The sequence below is a fragment of the Stenotrophomonas sp. YJH_SMC_14-1 genome, from assembly GCF_059372275.1.
In genome coordinates this window covers 294,365-317,504 of the sequence record NZ_JCAFVK010000003.1, presented here as the reverse complement: position 1 = coordinate 317,504, position 23,140 = coordinate 294,365, and the positions used below count along the sequence as shown (strand labels likewise).

At 67.9% G+C, this 23,140-nt stretch carries 16 protein-coding genes; 2 read left to right on the top strand and 14 right to left on the bottom strand.

The window, feature by feature from the left end:
• Positions 1 to 36: 36 nt before the first annotated feature.
• Complete coding sequence (locus AC5P9P_RS10830; protein ID WP_033834700.1) at positions 37 to 510, bottom strand: RcnB family protein; 474 nt, start codon at positions 508 to 510, stop codon at positions 37 to 39.
• 252 nt (positions 511 to 762) lie between these two features.
• On the opposite strand from AC5P9P_RS10830, the gene ettA reads away from it, so the two are divergent.
• Positions 763 to 2,427 carry an energy-dependent translational throttle protein EttA gene (gene ettA / locus AC5P9P_RS10825; protein WP_005408049.1) on the top strand — a complete coding sequence of 555 codons (1,665 nt, stop codon included), beginning with the start codon at positions 763 to 765 and terminating at the stop codon, positions 2,425 to 2,427.
• A 92-nt stretch (positions 2,428 to 2,519) separates the two neighbouring features.
• Entirely contained in the window at positions 2,520 to 3,836 is a 1,317-nt protein-coding gene (locus AC5P9P_RS10820; protein WP_005408048.1) for an NCS2 family permease, read from the top strand.
• 60 nt (positions 3,837 to 3,896) lie between these two features.
• Here AC5P9P_RS10820 and bcsZ read toward each other — a convergent pair whose 3' ends face one another.
• The 13 genes from bcsZ to AC5P9P_RS10755 form a co-directional block, all read right to left on the bottom strand.
• Positions 3,897 to 5,030, bottom strand: coding sequence for a cellulose synthase complex periplasmic endoglucanase BcsZ (gene bcsZ, locus AC5P9P_RS10815; protein WP_495232770.1), 1,134 nt, complete (start codon positions 5,028 to 5,030; stop codon positions 3,897 to 3,899).
• A complete protein-coding gene (gene bcsC / locus AC5P9P_RS10810; protein ID WP_495232769.1) occupies positions 5,014 to 8,595 on the bottom strand; it encodes a cellulose synthase complex outer membrane protein BcsC in 3,582 nt (1,193 codons plus the stop codon). The genes bcsZ and bcsC overlap by 17 nt, the downstream gene beginning before the upstream one ends.
• Positions 8,595 to 10,958, bottom strand: a complete 2,364-nt coding sequence (gene bcsB, locus AC5P9P_RS10805) for a cellulose biosynthesis cyclic di-GMP-binding regulatory protein BcsB (RefSeq protein ID WP_053091554.1) — start codon at positions 10,956 to 10,958, stop codon at positions 8,595 to 8,597. The genes bcsC and bcsB overlap by 1 nt, the downstream gene beginning before the upstream one ends.
• Positions 10,955 to 13,579, bottom strand: a complete 2,625-nt coding sequence (bcsA, locus tag AC5P9P_RS10800) for a UDP-forming cellulose synthase catalytic subunit (RefSeq protein WP_111108799.1) — start codon at positions 13,577 to 13,579, stop codon at positions 10,955 to 10,957. The genes bcsB and bcsA overlap by 4 nt, the downstream gene beginning before the upstream one ends.
• Positions 13,579 to 14,334: a cellulose biosynthesis protein BcsQ gene (gene bcsQ / locus AC5P9P_RS10795; protein WP_033836076.1), complete on the bottom strand. Its 756-nt coding sequence runs from the start codon at positions 14,332 to 14,334 to the stop codon at positions 13,579 to 13,581. Before bcsQ ends, bcsA begins: the two co-directional genes overlap by 1 nt.
• Complete coding sequence (gene bcsR, locus AC5P9P_RS10790) at positions 14,331 to 14,510, bottom strand: cellulose biosynthesis protein BcsR (RefSeq protein ID WP_049402398.1); 180 nt, start codon at positions 14,508 to 14,510, stop codon at positions 14,331 to 14,333. The genes bcsQ and bcsR overlap by 4 nt, the downstream gene beginning before the upstream one ends.
• The gene (bcsG, locus tag AC5P9P_RS10785; RefSeq protein WP_231522717.1) at positions 14,510 to 16,150 is read right to left on the bottom strand and encodes a cellulose biosynthesis protein BcsG; all 1,641 of its coding nucleotides are present in this window, start codon (positions 16,148 to 16,150) and stop codon (positions 14,510 to 14,512) included. Before bcsG ends, bcsR begins: the two co-directional genes overlap by 1 nt.
• A complete protein-coding gene (gene bcsF / locus AC5P9P_RS10780; RefSeq protein ID WP_033836073.1) occupies positions 16,147 to 16,326 on the bottom strand; it encodes a cellulose biosynthesis protein BcsF in 180 nt (59 codons plus the stop codon). Before bcsF ends, bcsG begins: the two co-directional genes overlap by 4 nt.
• Complete coding sequence (locus AC5P9P_RS10775) at positions 16,323 to 17,861, bottom strand: BcsE family c-di-GMP-binding protein (RefSeq protein ID WP_049430314.1); 1,539 nt, start codon at positions 17,859 to 17,861, stop codon at positions 16,323 to 16,325. Before AC5P9P_RS10775 ends, bcsF begins: the two co-directional genes overlap by 4 nt.
• Positions 17,862 to 18,074: 213 nt before the next feature.
• Positions 18,075 to 19,112, bottom strand: a complete 1,038-nt coding sequence (locus tag AC5P9P_RS10770; RefSeq protein WP_049402403.1) for a fimbrial protein — start codon at positions 19,110 to 19,112, stop codon at positions 18,075 to 18,077.
• Complete coding sequence (locus AC5P9P_RS10765; protein WP_495232784.1) at positions 19,103 to 21,667, bottom strand: fimbria/pilus outer membrane usher protein; 2,565 nt, start codon at positions 21,665 to 21,667, stop codon at positions 19,103 to 19,105. The genes AC5P9P_RS10770 and AC5P9P_RS10765 overlap by 10 nt, the downstream gene beginning before the upstream one ends.
• Positions 21,668 to 21,759: 92 nt before the next feature.
• Positions 21,760 to 22,488 carry a fimbrial biogenesis chaperone gene (locus AC5P9P_RS10760; RefSeq protein WP_049402407.1) on the bottom strand — a complete coding sequence of 243 codons (729 nt, stop codon included), beginning with the start codon at positions 22,486 to 22,488 and terminating at the stop codon, positions 21,760 to 21,762.
• 85 nt (positions 22,489 to 22,573) lie between these two features.
• Positions 22,574 to 23,113 carry a fimbrial protein gene (locus AC5P9P_RS10755; protein WP_033834853.1) on the bottom strand — a complete coding sequence of 180 codons (540 nt, stop codon included), beginning with the start codon at positions 23,111 to 23,113 and terminating at the stop codon, positions 22,574 to 22,576.
• Positions 23,114 to 23,140: the final 27 nt, after the last annotated feature.

The window sequence follows — 23,140 nt, the reverse complement described above, 5'->3', positions numbered from 1 at the left end:
TTCCGTTGGAAAGGGATCCGACCCCGGCCGCGACCCTCAGCGGCTGCTGAGCACGTACTGGGCGATCACACCGGTAGCGATGGCTACCAGCAGCATGTTGCCGCGGTCATCGCGGATCCACTGGTGCCCGTAGGGCGGGCGACGCAGGTTGTAGCGCGGGTAGTCGTTCACCACGTAGATCGGGCCGCGGTAGTAGTCGCGATAGCGGTGGCCGACCTTCCAGCCATAGCCCGGGCCGTAGGCCGGACGATAGACCACGCGCGGCGGTGCCGGGCGGTAGTAGCGGTCATGGTCGCGATGCCAGTCGCGGCGGTCGCGTTCCCAGTCGCGACGGGCCTCGCGGCGGTCGCGCTCCCAGTCGCGGCGGTCCTGGCGCCACTCACGGCGATCCTCGCGCCACTCGCGGCGATCGTGGTCGCGGCGATGGTCGTTGTCGGCGAATGCCGGGGCCACGGCGCCCAGTGCCAGCACAGAGGCCACGGCACTGGCCATTACTCGATTGATGCGCATGTCAGACCTCTGCTTGGTGGGTGGTGAGCCCATATTGCGCAACCGATCTGAACCGTTTCCGGCTGGAAACGCTTCCCGCTGCAGGACTGTGACCGAGTATTCAGGCGATAGCCAGCCCGGCGGCGCCTCCCGGGAGCGGCCCGGAACCGGTTCCGGCTATAATTGGCGGTATTCCATTTCAGTCTGTGCCCGCTGCCGCAACGGGATCTACCCGTGACGGGTCGGGCGCAGGGCCGCGCCTACGGAGACCGCATGTCCTCGCAATACATCTACACCATGAACCGCGTGTCCAAGGTGGTCCCGCCCAAGCGGCAGATCATCAAGGACATCTCGCTGTCCTTCTTCCCGGGCGCGAAGATCGGCCTGCTGGGCCTGAACGGCGCCGGCAAGTCCACCGTGCTGAAGATCATGGCCGGCGTGGACACCGATTTCGAGGGCGAGGCCCGCCCGCAGCCGGGCATCAAGGTCGGTTACCTGGCGCAGGAACCGGAACTGGACCCGACCAAGACCGTGCGTGAAGCGGTCGAGGAAGGCGTGGGCGAAGTGCTGCAGGCCCAGGCCGCGCTGGAAGCGGTGTACGCCGCCTACGCCGAGGAAGGCGCCGACTTCGACGCGCTGGCCAAGGAACAGGAGCGCCTGGAGGCGATCCTGGCCGCTGGCGACGCACACACGCTGGAAAACCAGCTGGACGTGGCCGCCGACGCGCTGCGCCTGCCGCCGTGGGATGCCATCGTCGGCAAGCTGTCAGGTGGTGAAAAGCGCCGCGTGGCCCTGTGCCGCCTGCTGCTGCAGAAGCCGGACATGTTGCTGCTCGACGAACCGACCAACCACCTCGACGCCGAGTCGGTGGAATGGCTGGAACAGTTCCTGGCGCGCTACACCGGCACCGTGGTGGCCGTCACCCACGATCGCTACTTCCTGGACAACGCCGCCGAGTGGATCCTGGAACTGGACCGCGGCCGCGGCATTCCGTGGAAGGGCAACTACACCGACTGGCTGACCCAGAAGGACGAGCGCCTGAAGCAGGAAGACAACCAGGAAAAGGCCCGCCAGAAGGCGATCCAGAAGGAACTGGAGTGGTCGCGCCAGAACGCCAAGGGCGGCCGCACCAAGGGCAAGGCCCGTCTGGCCCGCCTGGAAGAGCTGCAGTCGGTCGATTACCAGAAGCGCAACGAGACCAACGAAATCTTCATCCCGCCGGGCGAGCGCCTGGGCAATGCGGTGATGGAGTTCAAGAACGTCTCCAAGAAGTTCGGCGACCGCCTGCTGTTCGACAACCTGAGCTTCCTGGTGCCGGCCGGCGCCATCGTCGGCATCATCGGCCCGAACGGTGCCGGTAAGTCGACCCTGTTCAAGATGATCACCGGCCAGGAAAAGCCGGATACCGGCGAGATCGTGGTCGGCCCGACCGTGAAGCTGTCCTACGTGGACCAGAGCCGCGACGCGCTGGAAGGCAACCACAACGTCTTCCAGGAAATCGCCGGCGGCCTGGACATCCTCAACATCAACGGCATCGAGATCCAGTCGCGCGCCTACATCGGCCGCTTCAACTTCAAGGGCCAGGACCAGCAGAAGATGGTCGGTTCGCTGTCCGGTGGTGAGCGTGGCCGCCTGCACATGGCCAAGACCCTGCTGCAGGGTGGCAACGTGCTGCTGCTCGACGAACCGTCCAACGACCTGGACATCGAAACCCTGCGTGCGCTGGAAGATGCGCTGCTGGAGTTCCCGGGCAACACCTTCGTCATTTCGCATGACCGCTGGTTCCTGGATCGCATCGCGACCCACATCCTGGCGTTCGAAGGCGACTCGCACGTGGAGTTCTTCCAGGGCAACTACCGCGAGTACGAAGAAGACAAGCGCCGCCGCATGGGCGACGACGCCGCGCCGAAGCGCCTGCGCTTCAAGGCGCTGAAATAAGAAAGGAAGAACGGCCGCGCTCTGCGCGGCCGTTCTTCATTCGGGTAGGTCACGACCGTTGGTCGTGACACCTTATTGTCGCGAGAATCTCCATGTCCCTGTTCGAGCGCCTGTTCCAGCTGCAGCAGCACGGCACCACCGTGCGCACCGAACTGCTGGCCGGTGTCACCACCTTCCTGACGATGTCCTACATCGTCTTCGTGAACCCCGAAATCCTCGGCACCACCGGCATGGATGCGGGTGCAGTGTTCGTGGCCACCTGCCTGGCCGCCGCGCTGGGTTCGGCAGTGATGGCGCTGGCCGCCAACTTCCCGGTGGGCATGGCGCCGGGCATGGGCCTGAACGCGTTCTTCGCCTTCACCGTGGTCGGCGCCGCCGGCCTGCCCTGGCAGCAGGCGCTCGGTGCGGTGTTCATTTCCGGCCTGGTGTTCCTGGTGCTGTCGCTGACCGGTGTGCGCGCATGGCTGGTGTCGGGCATTCCCTCATCGCTGCGCTCGGCCATCGTGGCCGGTATCGGCCTGTTCCTGGCGATCATCGCGCTGCAGAAGTCCGGCGTGATCGTCGGCAATGAAGACACGCTGGTGGCACTGGGCCCGTTGAACACGGCGCCGCCGCTGCTGGCACTGGCCGGCTTCCTGCTGATCGCGGTGCTGGAAGCACGGCGCATCCGTGGTGCGATCCTGATCGGCATCCTGGCCGTGACCGGCGCGGGCTGGGCGCTGGGCGACGTGCAGTACCAGGGCCTGGTGTCGCTGCCGCCGAGCCTGGCCCCCACCTTCCTGCAGCTGGACCTGCCGGGCCTGCTGCACCACGACGGCGGCGCGCCGATCGCCGTGCTGCTGCAGGTGGTGCTGGTGTTCGTGCTGGTGGAAGTGTTCGATGCCACCGGCACGCTTTATGGCGTGGTCGGCCGCGCCGGCCTGCTGAAACTGCCGGGCGCGCAGAAGCGTTTCGGCCGCGCGCTGCTGGCCGACAGCACCGCCATCGTTGCAGGCTCGATGCTGGGCACCAGCAGTACCACCGCCTTCGCTGAAAGCGCCTCCGGCGTGCAGGTGGGCGGCCGTACCGGCCTGACCGCATTGGTGGTGTCGGCCCTGTTCCTGGCGGCACTGCTGTTCTCGCCGCTGGCAGCGATGGTGCCCAGCTATGCCACCGCACCGGCGCTGCTGTTCGTGGCCGGCCTGATGCTGCGCGAGCTGGTGGAAGTGGACTGGAGCGACCTGACCGAATCGGTGCCGGCAGCGCTGTGTGCGCTGGCGATGCCGTTCACCTACTCGATTGCCAATGGCCTGGCGTTCGGCTTCATCGCCTATGCCGCGCTGAAGGCCGGTACCGGGCGCTGGCGCGAAGTGCATCCGGCGGTGTGGCTGGTGGCGGTGCTGTTCACCCTGCGCTACGCGCTGGAGTGACCGTTGAGTGGGGTCAGATCCCATTGCGATGCAACGGGATCCGACCCTCCAGCACTGCAGCTACCAGCGCGGCAGCAGGCGGCCGTCGGCGGCGAAACGCCAGCGTCCCTCGGCCCAGCCTCGACCGAACAGCGCCAGCATCTGCGAGTAATAGGCCGGTGCGTCAGCACGCTGCTGCTCCGCACTGGGCAGGCTGGCCAACAATGCATCGGCACGCTCCGCTTCGCCCTGCGCGATCAGATACGGCAGCAGTGCCGCGCGGAATCCGTAGTTGCCTTCGCCCTGCCCCTGGCCACTGCGGGTGTCGATCTTCTCCCACATCGGCGCACCACTGCGCAGGCGCTGCAGCGGCCCGGACAGGGCCGCCAGCTGCGCACGGAACAACGGATCGCGCGGTGCGGTCATGCCCGCCCAGGTGTAGCAGCGGATGGCATCGTAGCCGCCGACCGCACCGCGCACCGGATCGACGACGAAGCGATCGCCTTTCCACGCCGCCCAGTCCGGTGCGAACCCGTTTGGGCTGGTCTGCTGCAACAGCTGCACGCTGTTGCGCGCCAGCGCCTGCCACGGCCCGCTGCGATCCTCCACCGCAAAGCGGCGCAGCAGCGGCAGTGGCAGATAGCTGGGGTTGACCCGCATGGCGTCCCCTTCGGTGAATCCCTGTGGGCCCGGCAACAGCATCGGGCCGAGCCCGGGCAGGTCCACGATCTCGCGTGCCCGCACCTGCGCAAGCATGCCCTCGGCGATGGCCTTCAACGCGGGACGGCGCCACAGCCGCGCGCCTTCCAGCAGCGCATAGGTCAGCCAGAGATCGGAGTCCGAGGCCGGGTTGTCATCCAGTACCCGCCACGCTCCAGCGCCATCGCGTCCCCACAGCCAGGCCGCCAGGCGCTTGCCCATGTCGCCTTCGGCGAGGTTGTCCTGGGTCCAGCCAAGGACGCGGTCGAACAGCGCCTGGTCGTTGTCGACCAGGGCGAAGAACAACGCATAGGACTGGCCTTCGGAGGTGCTGCGCTGATCGTCCTGGCTGCGATCGATCATGCGCCCATCGCGGCTCAGGCTGCTGTCCACCAGTACCTGCCACGCCGGCCAGCGCGGTACGGGCGTGGCCTGTGCACTGCGCCAGCCAAGCAGCGGCAGCGTGGCGGCCACCTGCAGCAGGCGCCGGCGCTGCAGGTCAGCGGAACTCGCCATACGGCACCAGTGGCGATACGGGCAACGGCAGGTTTCCCTGCCAGGGCTTGAAGGTGTAGCGCAGGTAGAGCTGGAACGAATTCGGCGAGAAATCGCGGCTGCGCTGCAGGGTGCCGGCGGCACCCAGCACGAAGTGGTCGCCCAGGCGGCGCTCGACCGCGCCGTACAGGCGGTAGCCGGTGCCGGTGCTGCTGCTGTCGCCGGTGTACAGGCCGGCCTCGTCCAGCTGCAGGGGGCCATACTGCGGCTCGAGCTGTGCGATCACGCGCTCGATCAATGCCTGGTCGGGGAAACGGCTGATCGACGAGGTACGCGCACTGGACACACTTACCGAGCCATCCAGGCGCACCGACCACACGTCGTTGCGCCAGGCGAAGCTGACCGGCAGGCTCAGCGACGCATAGCGCTGCGGGCTGTAGTAGCCGCCCTGGCCCAGCGAGTAGCCGCCCAGGTCTTTCTGGTAGCGCCAGTACATTGCGGTGGTGCCCACATCCAGCCGCATGTCGGGGCGCTGGATCAGCTTGTGATACCAGCCCACCATCGCGCGTGCGCGGGTGTTGTCGACCACGTTGTGGCCGGTCAGCCGATGCCAGCTCCAGTTCGACCATACGCCATCGCGGCCGCCCTGGTCGTAGCCGAGGCTGAAGGTCACGCCGTTGGCGGTGACCCCGCCCCAGGCGATGCCACTGCGTGGATCAACGGCACCGGCCTGCGACAGCAGCGAATTGGTCATTGGCCGCCGCGACACCGTGGCGCCCCAGCCGAAGCGCCCGAGGTCACCATTGAGGGTGACACCGCCAAGCCAGTTGCCGACCACGTAGTTGGACGGGGTGTGGCCGATATCGAAGTTCCAGCGGTCATCCAAGGTGCGCCAGCCCACGGCGAAGCCGGCGCCGGAGGTGCGCCGCTGGTGCACGAAACGGGTGCAACCCGGTGCGCGCAGGCGGCTGTTGTCGGCCTGCAGCAGATCCAGGTCGCAGCTACCGAAATCCTCGTCGTAGGCCCCGTTCCCGTCGGTCTGGAAGCGGCCGGCATCGAAGCTCACCTGCTCGATGCGCGCCCAGCCCAGGCCACCGGCGAACGGCGCGTCGAGATGCGCGATGCGGGTATCGCGCGACAGCCGCGAAATACCCGGGGTTCCGTCGCTACGGCGCCCGGTGTCCTGCATCACCGTCAGGGTGGGATTCTCCTGCTGGTACAGGGTCTCCACGTCGCTGCGCAGGCTGCGCCGCAACCAGTCATCGCCGGCCGTCTCGCGGCTGGCCAGGGTCAGCGCGCGATTGTCGCGTGGCGCGGCCTGGCTGGGGGCCAACAGGCCGTTGTCGGCCATCGCATGCGCATACATGTCCAGCGCCTGCTGTGGATCATCGCGGCGCACCAGCCGTGCAGCATCACGCCAGGACTGTGCGTCGGGCCCGGTCTTGCGCGCCAGCAACGCGCGCAGGATCGCCAACGCCTTCGTGTCCTCGCGCAGGTCGGTCCAGATGGTGGCGAGCTGGCGCTGCTGGCCGATCCCGGCATCGTCCACTGCCGGCGGTGCGTCGTGCATCTGGCGGCGTGCGCTGGCCAGATCGCCGGTGCCGATCCAGGCCTGCACCTGGCCCAGCTGCGCATCCACATTCTCCGGCTGTGCAGCAAGCACGCGCTGGTAGTAGTGCAGCGCCTGCGCGTGGTCGCCGCGCAGGCGCGCCCATTCGGCCATCAGCAGATCGTTGTCGGTGCTGGGCGGTTGCTGCTGCAGCAGCGCGATGGCTTCGGCCTCCCTGCCCTGCGCACGCAGATCCCACAGATGATCGACCAGCTGCTGCCGCTGCAGGCGCGCCGACAGCGCGCGGATGTCATCGTCCCACTGCGCCTGCGGCAGCGCATCGAGCACCGCCAGCGCCTGCGGCAGCCGATCGGATCCCGACAGATAGAGCGCCTGCGCGTAGCGCGCCTCGGCACTGTGGTTGTGCGTGGTCATGTCGGCCACCACCACGTCGGCCTCGTCCTGCCGGCCGGCGGCGCGCAGCTCGTTGCCCAGCGCATAGGCCAGCCATGCATCGCCCGGCAGTTCGCCGCGCAGCTGCTGTCCCAGCGAGATCGCAGTGGTTGCATCGCCGGCAGCCAACGCCTGCTCGCGCCGCTCACGCAGTCGACTGATCTGCAGCTGGCGCAGATCTTCGGCATACAGCCTGCGCTGGGCGGCGGGCAATGCGTTGATGAAGGCTTCCAGCCGCTGCGGGTCGGTGCGGCCGTACAGCTGCACCAGCTTGCGGATCACGTTGGCATCGTTGGGCGCCATCCGCCGGGCAACCTGCAGCTGGCGTTCGGCTGCGGCGTCATCGCCGCGGGCCACGGCCACGTCGACCAGGCCCAGTGCAGCATTGACGTCGCGGGGCTGCTGGCGACGCGCCTGCGCATACAGGCGCTCGGCCTCGTCCAGCCGGCCGGCGGCCAGCGCCGCATCGGCCTGGTCCAGCTGCAGCCAGTAGCGGGTACTGGCAATCAGGTCACGCCACTTGTCGTTGCTGTCACCGGCCGGGGTGGCCTGCACCGCACGCTGGAAATAGTTGATGGCCTGCTCGCGGCGGCCCTGGCGCATCAGCGCCATGCCCAGTCCACCCAGCAGATCGGGCTCGCGTGGATAGCCGCGCAGCGCCTGCAGGAAAGCGCGCTCGGCCTCTTCATTGCGGCCTGCGTCGAGCAACTGCTGGCCACGCAGGCCGGCGCGCCACGCCGGGTCACTGACCCGCTTGTGCTGGTCGGTGTAGCGCTCGCGCACCAATGCGATGTCGGCGAACGTCGGGTTGCGGGTGATGAAGTCCTGCAGCCGGCGCACGCTGCGGTCGTCGGCCGGCTGATCCTTCAGGTAGGCCCACTCGGCGTCCGCCGCCATGCCGCGGGCTTCCGGATTACGCCCCATGCGCTGCAGCGCGGCCAGCGCCTCGGCATCGCGGCCGGCCGCGAACAGCATCTGCGACAGCGCCTGCAGCAACGGCACATTGCCCGGATAACTGCGGTCCAGTTCGCCCAGCGCACGGATCGCCTGTGCACGCCCATCCGCCTGGGCGCCGCGCAGGCGCCAGTACTCCAGGCCCAGCTGCAGGCCAGGTGGATCATCGTTGAACAGGCGCCGGTAGATCGCCAGCGCTTCGGCGCTGCGACCACCGGCAGCGAACAGCCGCGCCTGCTGCAGATCCTGCTGCAGGTCACCGCGATAGGCCTGCCAGAGGCGCTCGCCGGCGGCCAGTTCACGGGTGCCCGTGCCGATCTCGCGCAGGCGCTTCAGGGTCGCCTCGGCATCCTGCAGCTTCTGCTGCGACAGCTGCACTTCCAGGATCGCCACCAGCGTGCCGCGATCATCCGGCGCCAGCATGCGCAGCCGCGCCAGCGCGTCTTCGATCAGGCTCTGGCGACCGGTGGCCTCTCCGATGCGCACCTGCTGAAGCAGCCACTGGCGCTGCTCGGCGACGGTTCCGCCCGGTGTATCGGGCAGGGCCTGCGCCGCGCAGGGCCCGGCACCGGCCAGTCCCAACAGGACCAGGCCGGAAGCGGTGACCAGCGGATGCCGCGTACGTGCCATCAGTGCCCCGGGTCCAGGCGCTTGGCCGCGACCCAGCGCAGCGTGCGCCACAGCAGGAAAGCGACCATCAGCACCACCAGCGTCGCCAGCACCGCCAGCAGTGCCGGGTGGTCGGCCAGGTGGTACCACAGCAGCAGCCACCACGGCAGCGCGCCAACGTAGTAGTGATCGCCGACGAACTGGCTGTGGATGCCCGAGGTACGCAGGATCGCCACCGAACCTGCGATGGCTTCGCGCTTGCCGGTATCGCTGAGTGCATCGTCGAGCAGGCCGTAGTCGGCGGCATTGCTGGCGGCCAGCGAAACGATGCTGCGCTGCGCATGCTTCGGCGACTGCATGCCGATGATCGCGGCAAACGGTGCCTGCGCGCTCACTGCTACTTCGGTCACCGCCGGGTCGCCATCGCGGCTGCCACGGCGGGCCTGTTCCATCGCCTGCTGCGGCGACGGCGACTGGCCGTTGAGCAGGCGCGTGCGCTGGTCGTCGATCAGCAGCGACAGCTGCTGGCTGCCGCGCAGCTCCGCCGGCAAGGCGCCCAGCATCAGCAGGTCCGCATCCAGTGCGCTGGCCTGCTTCCAGTCATCGGACAGGCGCAGGCCATAGGCCGGGTAGCCACTCTGCACGCCCAGCCCACCGATCAGGTTCAACAGCAGGCTGACCTGTGCTTCGCTGGCGCTGGGCGGCACCAGCACGACGGTCTCGGACAGATCGGCCATGCGGGTGAACGGGAAACCGCTGAGTGCGAATGCGGACAGGTCCGGCAGGCCCATGTAGTGATGGAACCCGGAGAAGTCGATGGTCGAGTCCTCTTCGATCGCTGCCTGCAGGTTGGGCGGCAGCACGGTCTGGCAGTGGTCGCGCTGCGCACTGCCCATCACGCTGGCGAAGTTGAAATCGAAGCGCAGCTGGTTGCGGTCGCCCAGCTTGAGCGCCGGAATCAGCAGGCGCCCGTCGTCGGCACCGGCATCGCCGGCCAGCACCGGCAGGCGGATTTCCTCCAGGCCCTGCTTGCCGTTGCGGCGCACCAGCGGGAAGCTGGAGATGAACTGGTCGTTGATCGCCACGCCCAGCCGCGACTCATCGCTGCCGAACGGCGGCGTGTAGCGGTAGCGCAGGTTCAGCGGAATGCCCTGGTTGCGCCAGATGAACAGGTCCGGCGGCAGGTTGAGGTTGACCGTGATCGGCTGCGGCGACACGCCGTTGGCGTGCAACTGCTGCGGGTAGTCGAGCAGTTCGGCCAGGCGGACGGCGCGGTCGGTACGTACCCAGTTCGGCGCGTCGTACGGCTTGCGCGGGGCCAGTGGCTTGATCTCGTCGACGCTGACCTGGCGGCCGCGGAACAGCACGTTGCCGGCCGCCATCGCGGCCACCGCCTTCTGCAGGTCGTCATCGTTGCGGCCCAGCACCAGCAGCAGCTTGCGCTGCGGATCCTCCGGCAGCGACATCAGTTCGATCATCGGGCCCTTCACCGGGGCATGGTTGGCGATCACCGGCGGGAACCTGCCGTTGACCGCCAGCACCACCGCGTGGCCCTTGTCCGGCAGCGTGCCGAAGCTGACCGGGAAGCGCGCCTGGCGCCACCAGCCGGACAGGCTGCCGAAGTAGGAGGACATCACCGCCGCCGCGCGCTGCTGCGCCAGGCTCGGTGCGGCGGCGAACACCACCGGCAGTTCCAGCCGTGCGGTATCGCGCGGATCGAAGAACGGCAGCGGGAAGTTGGCCAGGTCGTCCTGCATCGCCAGCGGCTGGCCTCCCAGGCGCAACGTGCTGTTGCTGGACAGGTTGACCCACAGCGAGCTGTGCGTCGGCTCTTCGCAGATGTCGGTGTAGTGGCCGACGAACTCCAGGCGGACCTGGTTGAAATCAGCGATCAGGCGTGCGTCCAGCGGCAGCTTGGCCTGCACCGGGCGGCCCAGCTGGTCGTTGCTGATCGGCACCACGCCCATCATCGCGTCGTTGAGGTAGACCCGCAGGTGCGACAGGGTCGGCAGCAGCGACGGTGACGGCGTGAAGCTCAGATCCAGTTCCGCATCACGGACCAGGCGGTCACGGCGGACCTGGAACTCGAAGGTGGTGGCATTGCGCACCCCCGACAGCAGCGTGTCCTGGCGGCGCCCCAGCTGCGCGAACGTGTTCTGCCGCTGCCAGGGCCAGGCGCTGCCCGTCCAGGTCTGCGCCAGCGCGGGCTCGGTACCGGCGGCGGGAGTGGTGGCGGGTGCGGCCGGCACGCTCGGCACCGGCGGCGCGGCAGGCGCTGTGGTGGGAGGGGCGACCGGTGCCGGAGCAGGCGCGCTGTTGCCTGACGCCACGGGCAGGGCCAGCAGGGGCAGCAGCAGCCAACGCAGAGAGGACGGAAGGGTCATGGACGAAGCCCTGGGTCAGCGGCTGGGTCAGCCGGGTGTGAAGGAAGCGGACGTTGCGGAGCAAAGCTGGCCAGCCATCGCAGCAGGCGACGGTTCCAGTGTGCCGGGCGGTCAAGGTCGAACGGTGCGAAATCACCCATCCGCCGATAGCCGCGCCAGCCCAGGACCAGCACGCTCCACAGGCTGCGCGGCAGGCTCTTGGGTTGGTAACCGGCGTGCCAGTCGAGCCAGGCATCGGCGCGGGCGAAGGTGCACTGGGCGAACTGCACGCGCTGGCGTTCGTCCTCGAACAACAGCAGCAGGCCCAGTCGCTGGCCGACCGTGCGCTGCACCCGCGCCGGGAACGCGAACTCGCGGCGGCCCCGCCCCAGCAGCACCTGCACGCGCTGGCCTTCGGCCAGCTGTGCGTCTTCGCCGAGTTCAACGCCTACGCCATCGTTGGAGTAGTCCTGCAGCACGCCGCGCAGGCGGCGGCCATCGGGCACCTGCAGCGCCATCGGCAGGTGGGTGGTGACGCGGTGCGTGCGCCGCACCTGCTGCACTTCAGCGGCCACCGCCAGCGCACCGCCGATGATCAGCAGGTTGTACAGCACCCACAGCGAACTGACGACCACCGTGCCGCGTTCATCGAGCGGCCCGTGCATGAAGCGCCACACGGCAAAGCACAGGCCGAGCACGTTCAGCAGCGCCAGCACCAGGTAGGGCTGCGCCACGCGCCAGTCGAATCGATCGCCGGCCTGGGTGCCGCCCTTGTCGGTGACGTTGAACTTGCCGCGGCCCGGGCTGAACAGTGCCACGGTGGTGGGCCGTGCGATGTACCAGGCCAGCACCGTTTCGTACACCTCGCCCCAGAACGGGCGCCGGTACTTGCCCTGGATGCGTGCGTTGGTAAGGCTGGCGTGGGCCATGTGCGGCACCACGAACAGCAGGATGGCCAGCGCCGGCGCATAGATGATGTAGACGTGCAGCAGCAGGAACGCCAGCGGCGCGGTAAGGAACACCAGGCGCGGAATACCGGCCAGGAAATGCAGCATCGCATTGGCGTAGCAGAATCGCTGGAACAGGCTCAGGCCCTTGCCCAGCAGCGGGTTGTCGATGCGGAAGATCTGCACCATGCCGCGTGCCCAGCGGATGCGCTGGTTGACGTGCGCGCCGAGGCTGTCGGTGGCCAGGCCGGCCGCCTGCGGAATGCGCAGGTAGGCCGAGTTCCAGCCCTTGCGATGCAGGCGCAGCGCGGTGTGCGCATCTTCGGTGACGGTCTCGGTGGCAAACCCGCCGATGGCATCGATGGCCTCGCGCCGCAGTACCGCGCAGGAACCGCAGAAGAACGCCGCGTTCCACAGGTCGTTGCCGTCCTGCACCAGGCCGTAGAACAGCTCGCCTTCGTTGGGGTCGCTGCGGAACACCTGCAGGTTGCGTTCGAACGGATCGGCCGAGAAGAAGTGGTGCGGGGTCTGCACCAGCGCCAGTTTCGGGTCGCGCAGGAACCAGCCGCAGGTGATCTGCAGGAACGAACGCACCGGCAGGTGGTCGCTGTCGAAGATGGCCACCAGCTCACCATCGATCAGGGTCAACGCATGGTTGAGATTGCCGGCCTTGGCGTGATGGTTGTTCGAGCGGGTGATGTAGTTGACCCCGGCACGCTCGGCGAATGCGCGGAATTCTTCGCGCTTGCCATCATCGAGGATATGGATGCGCAGCTTGTCGGCCGGCCAGTCCAGGCCCATTGCTGCGTACACGGTGTGCCGCACCAGCGCCAGGTCTTCGTTGTAGGTGGGAATCAGCACATCCACCGTCGGCCACTGGCGGATGTCGGCCGGCAACGGCGCCGGGCGGCGACGCAGCGGCCAGGCCACCTGCACGTAGCCCAGCATCAGCACCAGCCACGAATAGGTTTCCGCCGCCAGCAGCACCACGCCACAGACCAGGTCGAAGGTACTGTTCCAGTTCAGCGTGGCGGTGTAGCGCCACCACAGGTAGCGGCAGGACACGGTGATCGACAGCACGACCAGCACCAGCGTCGCATAGCGCCCCTGCATGCGCCGCACCAGCAGCGCGATGGCCCACAGCAGTGCAACGAACACGAACTGTGCGAGATAGGTGAACGGCTGGGTGATGCACAGCGCCGCCAGCCCCAGCGTGGCCAACCCGACCAGCAGGGTCAGCAGGTGCCGCGAACGTGGCGACAGGCTGCCCATCTTACGGCCGAACCAGGCCGCCACGCGGCTGTTCCAGAATTCACTGGGCGCATCGCGCATCGCGCGCAGATAGCGCAGGCGGCCACGACCGGCCGCACCACGCAGTTCGGCAATGCGTTCGCGCCGGGCCTGGGCCAACCGTTGCCGCCTCAGCGAGGGCTGCGGTACCAACCGCACCACCGATAGCCACATGGCCTGGATCAGCAATCGCAGGGGATCACCTGGGCGCCAGCGACGGTCGCCCTGTATCTGCGGGAAGGCGTAGCGCAGGCGCGGCGCCTGCGCCTGCCATGCCGGCCCTTCCAGGCGCAGGAACGCCCAGCCCACGCATTGCAGCAGCCACAGCATTGCCCGCGTCGGCCAGGACGCATGCACCCGCTCACGCAGGCGTCCCCAGTCCAGGTAATAGACGCGGGCACCCATCAGCGTCCTCTCGCCGCGGCCTGGCGCCGTGTGGCCTCCGCCAGGCACCACAGCACCAAGCCATCCACATCGGCAGCAGCCAGCGAATCGGTCGCATAGCGGCCCAGTGGCTGCTTGCTGGCCAATGCGGACGGCACCCGCGCATCCTCGTGCAGCGGCTGCGGCACCAGCCGCGCCCCGTGCGCGTGCAGCCACAGCTGCATCAGATCGCGCTGCACCGGAATGACCGGGTCATAGCGGTTGGCCAGCAGCAGGCGGGTGTCATCCGGCTGGCGTTGCAGGAACACATGGCTGACCGGATCGACACAGGCCAGGCGCAGCGGCAGCGTGCAGCGCGCGTGCTGGTTGATGGCCGCAGCGTGCGCCGGCAGGCGCTGCGGCAGGTCGAACAGGATCCAGTCGAACTGGGTCTCCAGCAGCGGAATGCGTTCGGCCCAGGTGGCCGGCGCCTGCTGCAGCTGCTGTTCGATGCGCATCGCGGCCCCGGCATCGACACGACCGTAGGGCAGCACCGCCAGCCCCGCTGCGATGGCATAGGCGGCATCGCGCCAATCCGTGCCGTCCAGCTGCGCGCGCGCCCAGCCGTTGTCGACATCGGCCGGCAGGCCCAGGTGCAGGCCGAGCATCTGGTCCGGGCTGCATTCGACCAGCAGCACACGCTGGCCCTGGGCGTGCAGGCCCTGGCCCAACGCGGCAAGCACCGTAGTGACGCCGGTTCCGCCATGGATGCCCTGCAGCGACAACACGGTGCTCATCGGCGTGGCTCCAGTTCGGCCAGCAACGGCCAGCGCGCCAGCGCCCGTGCACGTTCCTGCTGGGCCGAGAAGTCCACGTAGGGCAACCCTGGCATGTCCAGACTGCGGCGCAGCAGGTCGATGTCATCCTCTTCCACGGACAATGTGACCGGCACGGCAAGAATGTCGGCAGGCATCAGCGCGCCTCCTCCGGGTAGGGGCTCCAGGTCTGGCTGCCCTGCAGCTGCAGCCAGGGCTTGCCGGCGTACTCGATGACCTTGGCGCCTTCGTTCTCCGATACCGACGGTGTCTGCGGCAGCCCCTTCAGCAGGCTGTCCCAGTTACGCTCGCTCGGCGGCGACTGGGCATTGAGCGCGTACACACGCGACACCAGCTCGGACACCGCCAGGTAGCTGCTCGGTTCGGGCACATGACGTGGGCCGCCGGCCGCCGGCGCGCCCATGCCGATCAGCTTCACGCCCACCGGCACGTGAGTGATCGATGGACTGGGAATCTCACGCATGCCCGGAATCTGCATGCGGTCGCCATGCAGGGCCGCGCCATGCTCAGGCACCACCACGATCATCGCGCGGCGGCCACTCTTCTCCACCGCATCGACGAAACCGGCCATGTCACCCAGCACCATTTCCGCACGTGCCTTGTAGTCGGCGGCATTCGAACGGCCATCGGCGCCGACGATGCGGTTGCCATCGTGCAGCGAGATCGTGTTGTAGAACAGCGCCACCTGCTGGCTGGTCCCGGCCAGCCGCTGTTTCCACCACGCCATCAGCACATCACCATCGCGGCGCAGCGGTGACTTGTCGAACGCCACCAGCGCTTTAGGAAACGCGCTGATGTCCATCGGCTGCGCCTGCAGCCCACCGTACTGGTGCAGTTCGCCGATGAAATCGTCGAAGTGGCCGTCATGGTTCATCGCCAGCTCGCTCTGGAAGCCCAGATGCTGCAGGTTCGAGAACAGCTGGCACTCGGCCGGCACCGGATCGAACAGCGCGGTGTGCGAGGTCTGGCCACAACTGGCGCGCAGCAGGCGGATCGCTGCTGGGCCGCTGTAGGCGGTTGCCGAGTTGAAGTCGTCGAACACCACGTCCATGTGGTCGAGCAGGTTGTTCTGGCGCAGCCCCACTTCATCCAGATCGCTCCATGCCAGCGAGCAGATGTTGAGGATGATGACGTCGAACGGCGCGCCGCTGCCCGGTGCGGGGAAGCTGGTCTTGAGGCTGGCCTGCTGCTGGTAGAAGCTGGCCAGCCATGCATTGAGCGTCTCGTTGTTGGCCGGCGGCAGGCCGCCACCTGAGGTGCCTCCGGTGCTGGCGGTGGCCGCGGTGGCCGCGGTGGCGGTACCCTGCCCCCAGTTCCAGCCCGCCGGCATCGGTATCGCCATCACGGCCAGGCCAAGCATGCCCAGCACGCTCAGGGTAGTGATGCGCAGCCACGGCTTGAGCAGCATGTAGGCCAGCACCAGCATCACCAGCACCGCCACCATCTGCCAGTTGATGAAGCGCTGGGCCAGTTCAAGCCAATAGTCGGCCGAGAAGTCCAGCACGCCCGGCTGCACCAGCAGGCGCCGGAACGGTGGCCACCAGGTGTCCTGGTAGTACAGCGCGACGCCCACCGGTACCGCGACGACGGTGCGCGCGATGCGTGCCCAGCGCCAGCGCAGCGGAATCAGCAGCGCGCCCAGGAACAGCAGGTTGGGCAGGATCTTCAGATCCAGCGCGCCCATCCAGGCCAGTACCACCTTGGACAGGAAGTACAGGTTCCAGCCACGCAGGTCGGCCCAGGCGAAGGGAGATGCGGGTGCCATCTGCGGACTCATGCAGCCCTCCGCGGCGCACGCTGGCGTACACCGGCGCGGCGCAGATGGCGGGGTGGCAGCCAGCGCGCGACACGGCGGCGCAGCCCGCGCCACAGCGTGCCGAGCATGGCTCCAAAGGGAATCATCACCAGCGCGCAGGCGACGATCAGGGTCCAGAGTTGCTGGTCGGTGGTCATGCGCGATCTCCCAGCCGCAGCGGCTTCGGGGCGGTGAAAACAGGCGCCTCGAGCGCCGGGGCCACAGCCGGCAGGGCCGCAGGTGCTTCGGGCAGTACCTCGGCCTCCGGATCGCTGCCGTGGGCGTTCATCGCTGCAATGTCGTACTCGGCCAAGCGCTGGTAGCCATCGAACAGCTCGCGCCAGGGCAGGCGGAACAGATTGCCCAGGGCCTGCTCGACCGCATCACGCCGGCAACCAAACAGGAACAGGCGTACCTGCCCGCGGTAGACACAGGCCAGATCGCCCTGGCGGCGGATGCGCAGCTGCTGCAGGGTCTGCTCGGCACGCAGGCCGGCCACCGGCTGCAGCGCCAGCACGGCGCTTTCCACCGCACTACCGTCCTGGTCGATGCGATCACCTGCGATCTGGCGGAAGCGTGCGGCGTTGACCAGGCCACTCACCGATGGCGGTCGATGCGAACGGATCAGCGGCTCTGGTTCTTCCGCCAGCTGGCCCTGCCAACGCTGCCGCTGCACGGTTTCCAGCAGGGTCAGCAGTCGCGGCAAAGGCGTCGCTGACGGCACCACCAGGCTGCAACCGCACTGCATCAGCAGCCGCTCATCGGCGTAGCGCAGGCAGGGCTGCAGCTCGCGCACCACCAGCTTCAGCGCATTGCCACGTTCGCGGCGCAGGCGGTGCAGCAGGCGGGCCAGTGCATCCACCTTGGCATTCTCGTCGATGGCCAGCACCACGGTGGCCTCGCGCGCCTGCAGCGCGGCCGGCAGCAATCCGGCCCAACCGTCATACAGGCGCCAGGCCGCCGACAACGGCGGCGCACCTTCCAGTACTTCGGCCTGGGCCAGGAAGACATCGCGGTCGCTGCCACTGGTCGCATCGATCCCAGTGTCGGCGGCATCGGCCTCGGCCAGGTGGCGCAGCCCGCGGCTTTCCTGCTCGACGCCGAATGATCGCTGGGCCACCACGCCATGGCTGTTGGACCAGTAATGCAGCAGCAGCTGCAGAGCGCCACGATGCGGATGCAGCTGGGCCACACCGGCGCAGTTCCGGCTCAGTGACAACAGGCGCGGGGCCAGGGTCGCCACTTCGCCGTGGCACAGCAACAGCAGCACCTGCTGCGCCTGTCCGGCCCATTCCTGCAGCTGCTGGCACCAGCGCGCCAGCCGGGCATCATCCCAGCCGTCCAGCGCCGCCACCGGGAACTGCACCAGGCTGAGCCGGGTGCGCGCCGAGGCGGTGCGCGGCAGATCGCCGGTCAGCCCGCGCAACGCCTGCTGCATGCCGTGGTGCGAGCGCTGGAACAGCCGCAGGCGGGCCGGCCCCTGGTCGGCAGGCAGCAGCGCCAGCATCGATTCGGCCCCCCGCCCCAGCGTGACCAGCACGGCCTCGTCCAGTGCCTCGGCCGTTGCCAGCACGCCGGCGCCGAGCAGGTCCGTCGGCGCGCTGCCGGCAGCCACCACCCAGTACAGGCCTCCGCTGCGCATCTCGACGAACTCGGCGGGCAATCCGGCAATGGCAAGGTGGGTCGCAGGCACGCCGGATCCTTTCATTGCCCCTCAACCGGGCGGAAAGCCCGGCAGTGGAGGCGCTGCGGTGAAAAGGAGGTCACTTTCATGACGTACATCACATTCATGTTTCTGTACGGCAATGATAGCCCTGATCTTCACGTTTGCGGGATCAAGACGCAGTCAACGCCGCCCGCGGAACGGGCGACGTGAGGCTCGAAACTCAGCAATGGAAAGCGCGTACTACTCGTACTGGATCGTGAACGTCGCCTGCCCGTTGGCGGTGCCGGCACCGACGGTGCCGGCCTGGGTCTGCACATAGCGGGCCCGCAGCGGCAGGCTCATGACACTGGTACCGGTAGTGGTCGTGCCGACACTGATGGTCTGGCCGAAGCGCACCTCGCGTTCGGTGCTGCCGTCGCGCTGGACCATCTGGATGCCGATGCGGGTGGCGCTGTTGGTGGCTGCGCTCAGCTTCAGCACGCCGGGCATGTTCGAGCTGTCCTGATCGGCATCCAGGCGGATGCCGATCTTGCTCTGGTAGGCGGCCACGTTGCTGCCCTGGCAGTTCAGGCGGATCTCGAAGTCACGGTCGACCGCGCGCGAGCCGACGCCGGTGAAGGTGGTGTTGGCCACGCTGCCGAAATCGACCGCGATGTTGCGGCTGCCGGCCTGCACTTCGCAGGTCGGGCTGACCACGGTGGTGCCCGAGCCCCTGAAGGTCGAGGTCAGTACCGGGCGGCTGGGACCATCCCCATCGAAGTAATAGGTAGTGAAGCGGCCATTGGGTGCGATCACCCCCGAACCGGTCTGCGCGGCGGTCTTGATCAGCTGGATGCGGAACTGGCCACCGATCAGCGAGATGGTGGAGTTGGCACCGAAGTTGATGGAATGCGGGTAGTACGTCTGGATCGCGCCGGAGTCGCGGAACAGTCGGATACCCACGCCTGCAACACCGGTCTCGTAGACGTTGGCAAAGCCGGCCACTGGCCGCTTCTGCGGGGCATTGACATACTCGCCGGTCGAGCTGCCGCCATACCAATAGTCGCAGCGGGCGACGCTGTTCTGCTGGTTGATCGGCACGCTGATTTCCTTGATCACGCCCCCCACCGGGGTGCTGGGCAGAATCACGATCTGGCCCATGTCCATCTGCACATCCTGGGCAACGAAACCGTTGATCTGGATGCGGCAGGCCGCGCTGGCCTGCTGCGCCATCAACACACTGCCCAGCAGTGCCATTGCGGCCAGCACTTTGCGACCACGGGAAGAAATCATCGGCATGCTGCCTCCAGCGGGATGAAGCCGGTCTTGGACGCATCGGCGTCCGCCGGAACCTGGTAATCGACGGTGCAGCGCTGGTCGGCACCTGCGCCCCACTCCACCAGCAGGCGGCCCTGGTTCTTTTCACTGCGCACGTACAGGCGGCCGCCCTGGCTGACCATGCCCACCGGCTGGCCCTGCTCGTCCTTGACCTGTGCACCGAACGGCATGGTGCGGCCATCAGGGTTGCGTACCTGGATCAGCAGCGCGTTGCCCTTGCGGGTATCGAAGCGCAGGTAGCTGATGGCACCGGCGAACGGCGCGATCGCCTGGCTGGTGCTCTCCAGTTCGACGTCGTGGGCCATGCCCTGCGGGTCGAGGGTGACGGTGTTGAGGCGGTACGGCGACACGTACGGGACCACCGCGTAGCCGCGGCCATCGACACGCAGGCCCGGGGCGTTGCTGACGATGGCATCGCGTGCACCCGGCGCTTCCACCAGCACCATGGTGTCGCCACGTTGCGGGGTGAAGGTGAAGCCGCCTGGATGCACGACCACGCTGCCGTTGGCACCGACCGAGGCCTGGCGGAAATCACGCGAGTGGCTGTAGGTGGCGTTCAACGCGGAGTAGCGGCTGCGGTATTCGACGTTGCCGACCGCGGTGGTGCCACCCTCGCGCGAGTCGGACAGGGCTGCGCCATAGCTGAAGTTGTTGTCGACGCCTGCCGAACCGGTGATGCCGACGCGGCTGTTGTCGTAGCCACCGCGGTCGCGCACGCCGAGGTCGGCGCTGAACGACACCGGGTGGGTGCCACGGCCCAGCGGCACGCTCATCGACAGCAGGTACTGGGTATCGGAATGGCCCAGTACGCCCTCTTCGGTGCGCAGCGCCGAGAAGCCATAGTTCACCGAGCGCCAGGCATTGTTGTAGCCGACCTGGTACTGCTTGGAGGTGCCGGGGCGATCGTAGAAGTCGCGCACCGAACCGGTCAGGTACAGCGCGCCGCCGCGACGACCCAGCGGCTGGTTCAGCGTCACCTGGAACTGGCTGCGCTGGCGGCCGCGGGTGGTCGGATCGATGCCACGCTTGTCCGAATCACGACCGTACAGTGCGTCCTGCAGGCTGTAGAAGCCCTCGGTCGAGTAGCGGTAGGCGGCCAGGGTCAGGTTGGTCCCGGTCTCGCCGATCATGTTGCTGTAGCTCAGACGCACGCTGGCACCGGTGTGGTTGCCGTAGTGATCGAACGAGGTACGCGCATGGGTGACGTCGGCGGCGAACGCGCCGACCGGCGTGGACAGGCCGACGCCGTACAGCAGCGACAGGTAGCCATCACTCAGTGCACTGCCGCCGTACAGGGTCAGCTGGTTGCCGATACCGCGCTGGTAGGTGCCCTGCACCAGCCACGGCTCATCGGCCAGCAGCTTGTTGCGCACCTGGCCGGCGGTCAGCGAGTAACGCGACACGCCTTCGCGCAGCATCTGCGGCACCGAACCGAACGGCACCTTGAACTCGCGGCGACGGCCATCGGCCTCGATCACGCTCACTTCCAGGTCGCCGCCATAGCCGGTCGGGTAAAGATCGTCGATGACGAAGCTGCCCGGCGATACGGTCGAGGAATAGATCAGCTGCTGGTTCTGGCGCACTTCGATGCGCGCGTTGGTCTCGGCGATGCCGCGCACGACCGGCGCGTAACCGCGCAGCGAATCGGGCAGCATGCGGTCGTCGCTGGCCAGGCTGGCACCGCGGTAACCGATCGAATCGAACAGCTCGCCGGTGGTGTAGGCCTCACCGATGGTGAGCATGCCGCGCACCTGCGGGATGCCGCGCTGCGCATAGGTGGCGATGCTCTGCCAATGGCGGCCGTCGCCCTCGGACCAGGTCAGGTTCGAGTCGTGGCGGAACTGCCACCCGCCCAGGTTGAGGCCCGCGTTGAGGCCCAGGTAGGCACTGCGGTTGCGCTGGCCGCCTTCGACGCGGCTGTCGCTGTCGATGGCATTGAAGCTGTAGCCGACGAAGCCGGCATTGATGCCACGGTCCCACAGTGCCGGGTTGACGTAGCCACGCGCCTCGCGGCGCAGGAACACCTGCGGGATGCTGAGGTCGTAGCGCAGGTTGCCGCTGTCGTAGACACCATAGGCATTGGCCATGCGCTGCTGGACCGGCACGCAGCTGGTCTTGTCGGTCGGCACGGACGGGTCCTGCTGCAACAGCACGGCCTCGCTGTCCACGCCCATTTCTTCCAGCATCGGCAGCGGCAGGCAGGCGTCTACGCGGCCCTGCGCATCGGCCTTGAACTGCAGGTCGCGGCGGCCCTGCCAGGCTCCGTTGACGTAGACGTCGACACGGTAGTTGCCGGCCACCATCGGGTTGCCGTTGCTGAAGGCCGCCAGATCGACCTGCTTGGCCTGGCCAGACAGGAAGCTGGAGTTGAACTGGGCCGATTCCGGGGCACGCGCATTGGCCGCACCACTCTGCGCCATCAGCGCCTGTTCGCCGAGATTGGCCGGAGCAGCCAGCGCCCATCCTGGGCAGGCCACGCCAGCAACCAGCAGGCAAAGCGCCTGATGGATCGACAATGTCAATCTGTTTCCGATCACACTGACATTCCTTCAGTTCGCCGCACGGCGGCGGTGGCGGGATGCGCCGGCCGTGGGCCAGCGCGGCGCGTTCAGCCCCCGGTGCTGCCGAGGCGGATCGTGTGTTCCACCCGGCCGCCGTAGTCGTTGATGGTGATGAAGCGGACCTGGTCGGTGCCCGCCGGTGCGGCGAACTCCAGGCTCTGCTTCGGCGCGACCATTGCGCCCTTGTCCTCGACAGCCTTTTCAGTGCTGCCGGTCACGGCATGCACTTCGGCCAGGGTGACGTGGAAGGGGCTTGGGTTTTCCACCCGCAGACGGTCGCCCGAACGGGTCCAGCGCAGCGCTGCCGGCGCGTCGTTGGCGACGCCCTTCAGGCCCTGCGGCCGGTAGAAAAGCTTCAGGCGCGAACGGAACGCGACCTGCAGGTAGTTCTGGTCGCCACTGTCGGCGTTGTCCGGCGACGGCGGCACGTCCAGCACGTTGAGCCAGAACACCGACTCGCGGTCGGTCGGCAGCTGCGCGCCGGAGAAGATCACGCGCAGCGCCTGGCTGCGGCCCGGTTCGACGCGCGCGATCGGCGGCGTCAGTACGAACGGGGCGTCGCTGGTATCGGCGGTCTGGTTGGCGTCGCCACTGTCGATCCAGGCCTGGACCAGGGCGGGCGAGTCGCCGACGTTGTCGACCTGCACGGTGACTTCGCGCGCCTGCGCCGGGTAGATCACCCGCGTGCCATTGACCACCACGCCGGCCAGAGCGTTCTGGCAGAAGGGCAGCGTGAACGCTGCCAGCAGCAGCGCCCGGGGAAAGAATGCTTTCATCGGAAGTACTACGCTCGAGGTATGGGGCCAGAGGCCGCGAGGCACTGGCCGGCGCGTACGCCGGCCAATGCGGGTACGGCTGCGATCAGTTGTAGATGATCGTGTACTTGACGCTGCTGGTGACGTCGCCCGGGGTGGCGGCGGCAGTGGCGTAGTACTCGGCGTAGTAGTTCAGGTCGGCCGAGCCGTCGGTGCCGACGGTGACCCACTGCGAGTTGGTCTGGGCCTGGCCAGCGCCTGCAGCCTTGATCGGCAGGACCTGGTTGTTCGAGCCCAGCAGCTGCAGCTGCACGTTGGTGGCAGCGTTGGCCGAGGCCTGGTTCAGCAGGCGGCCGGTGTTGAAGTCAACGGTCGAACCCGGCTCGAAGTAGGTAGCGACGTTGCCGGCGCTGCACTTGGTCAGGTTGATCGCGAACGGGGTACGGCCCGCAACGTTGCCGGCGGCGGCCAGCGTGTTCTTCGACACGGTCGGCAGGTTGACGGCGAAGTCCTTGCCGCCCGGGGTCGAGATGGTGCAGGTCTTGTCGGTCACCTTGCCGGTGAAGGTGATGGTGCCGTCGGCGGCGTTGGCGGCCAGCGGAGCGGCGGCCAGCATCAGAGCGGCGATGAGGTTGATCTTGTGCATTCGCTTTTACCTAACCCTACTGAAGAG

Excerpts from the sequence above, each read along its gene's own strand:
- AC5P9P_RS10830 (WP_033834700.1), bottom strand. The coding sequence starts at position 510 with ATGCGCATCAATCGAGTAATGGCCAGTGCCGTGGCCTCTGTGCTGGCA.
- ettA (WP_005408049.1), top strand. The coding sequence starts at position 763 with ATGTCCTCGCAATACATCTACACCATGAACCGCGTGTCCAAGGTGGTC.
- AC5P9P_RS10820 (WP_005408048.1), top strand. The coding sequence starts at position 2,520 with ATGTCCCTGTTCGAGCGCCTGTTCCAGCTGCAGCAGCACGGCACCACC.
- bcsZ (WP_495232770.1), bottom strand. The coding sequence starts at position 5,030 with ATGGCGAGTTCCGCTGACCTGCAGCGCCGGCGCCTGCTGCAGGTGGCC.
- bcsC (WP_495232769.1), bottom strand. The coding sequence starts at position 8,595 with ATGGCACGTACGCGGCATCCGCTGGTCACCGCTTCCGGCCTGGTCCTG.
- bcsB (WP_053091554.1), bottom strand. The coding sequence starts at position 10,958 with ATGACCCTTCCGTCCTCTCTGCGTTGGCTGCTGCTGCCCCTGCTGGCC.
- bcsA (WP_111108799.1), bottom strand. The coding sequence starts at position 13,579 with ATGGGTGCCCGCGTCTATTACCTGGACTGGGGACGCCTGCGTGAGCGG.
- bcsQ (WP_033836076.1), bottom strand. The coding sequence starts at position 14,334 with ATGAGCACCGTGTTGTCGCTGCAGGGCATCCATGGCGGAACCGGCGTC.
- bcsR (WP_049402398.1), bottom strand. The coding sequence starts at position 14,510 with ATGCCTGCCGACATTCTTGCCGTGCCGGTCACATTGTCCGTGGAAGAG.
- bcsG (WP_231522717.1), bottom strand. The coding sequence starts at position 16,150 with ATGAGTCCGCAGATGGCACCCGCATCTCCCTTCGCCTGGGCCGACCTG.
- bcsF (WP_033836073.1), bottom strand. The coding sequence starts at position 16,326 with ATGACCACCGACCAGCAACTCTGGACCCTGATCGTCGCCTGCGCGCTG.
- AC5P9P_RS10770 (WP_049402403.1), bottom strand. The coding sequence starts at position 19,112 with ATGCCGATGATTTCTTCCCGTGGTCGCAAAGTGCTGGCCGCAATGGCA.
- AC5P9P_RS10760 (WP_049402407.1), bottom strand. The coding sequence starts at position 22,488 with ATGAAAGCATTCTTTCCCCGGGCGCTGCTGCTGGCAGCGTTCACGCTG.
- AC5P9P_RS10755 (WP_033834853.1), bottom strand. The coding sequence starts at position 23,113 with ATGCACAAGATCAACCTCATCGCCGCTCTGATGCTGGCCGCCGCTCCG.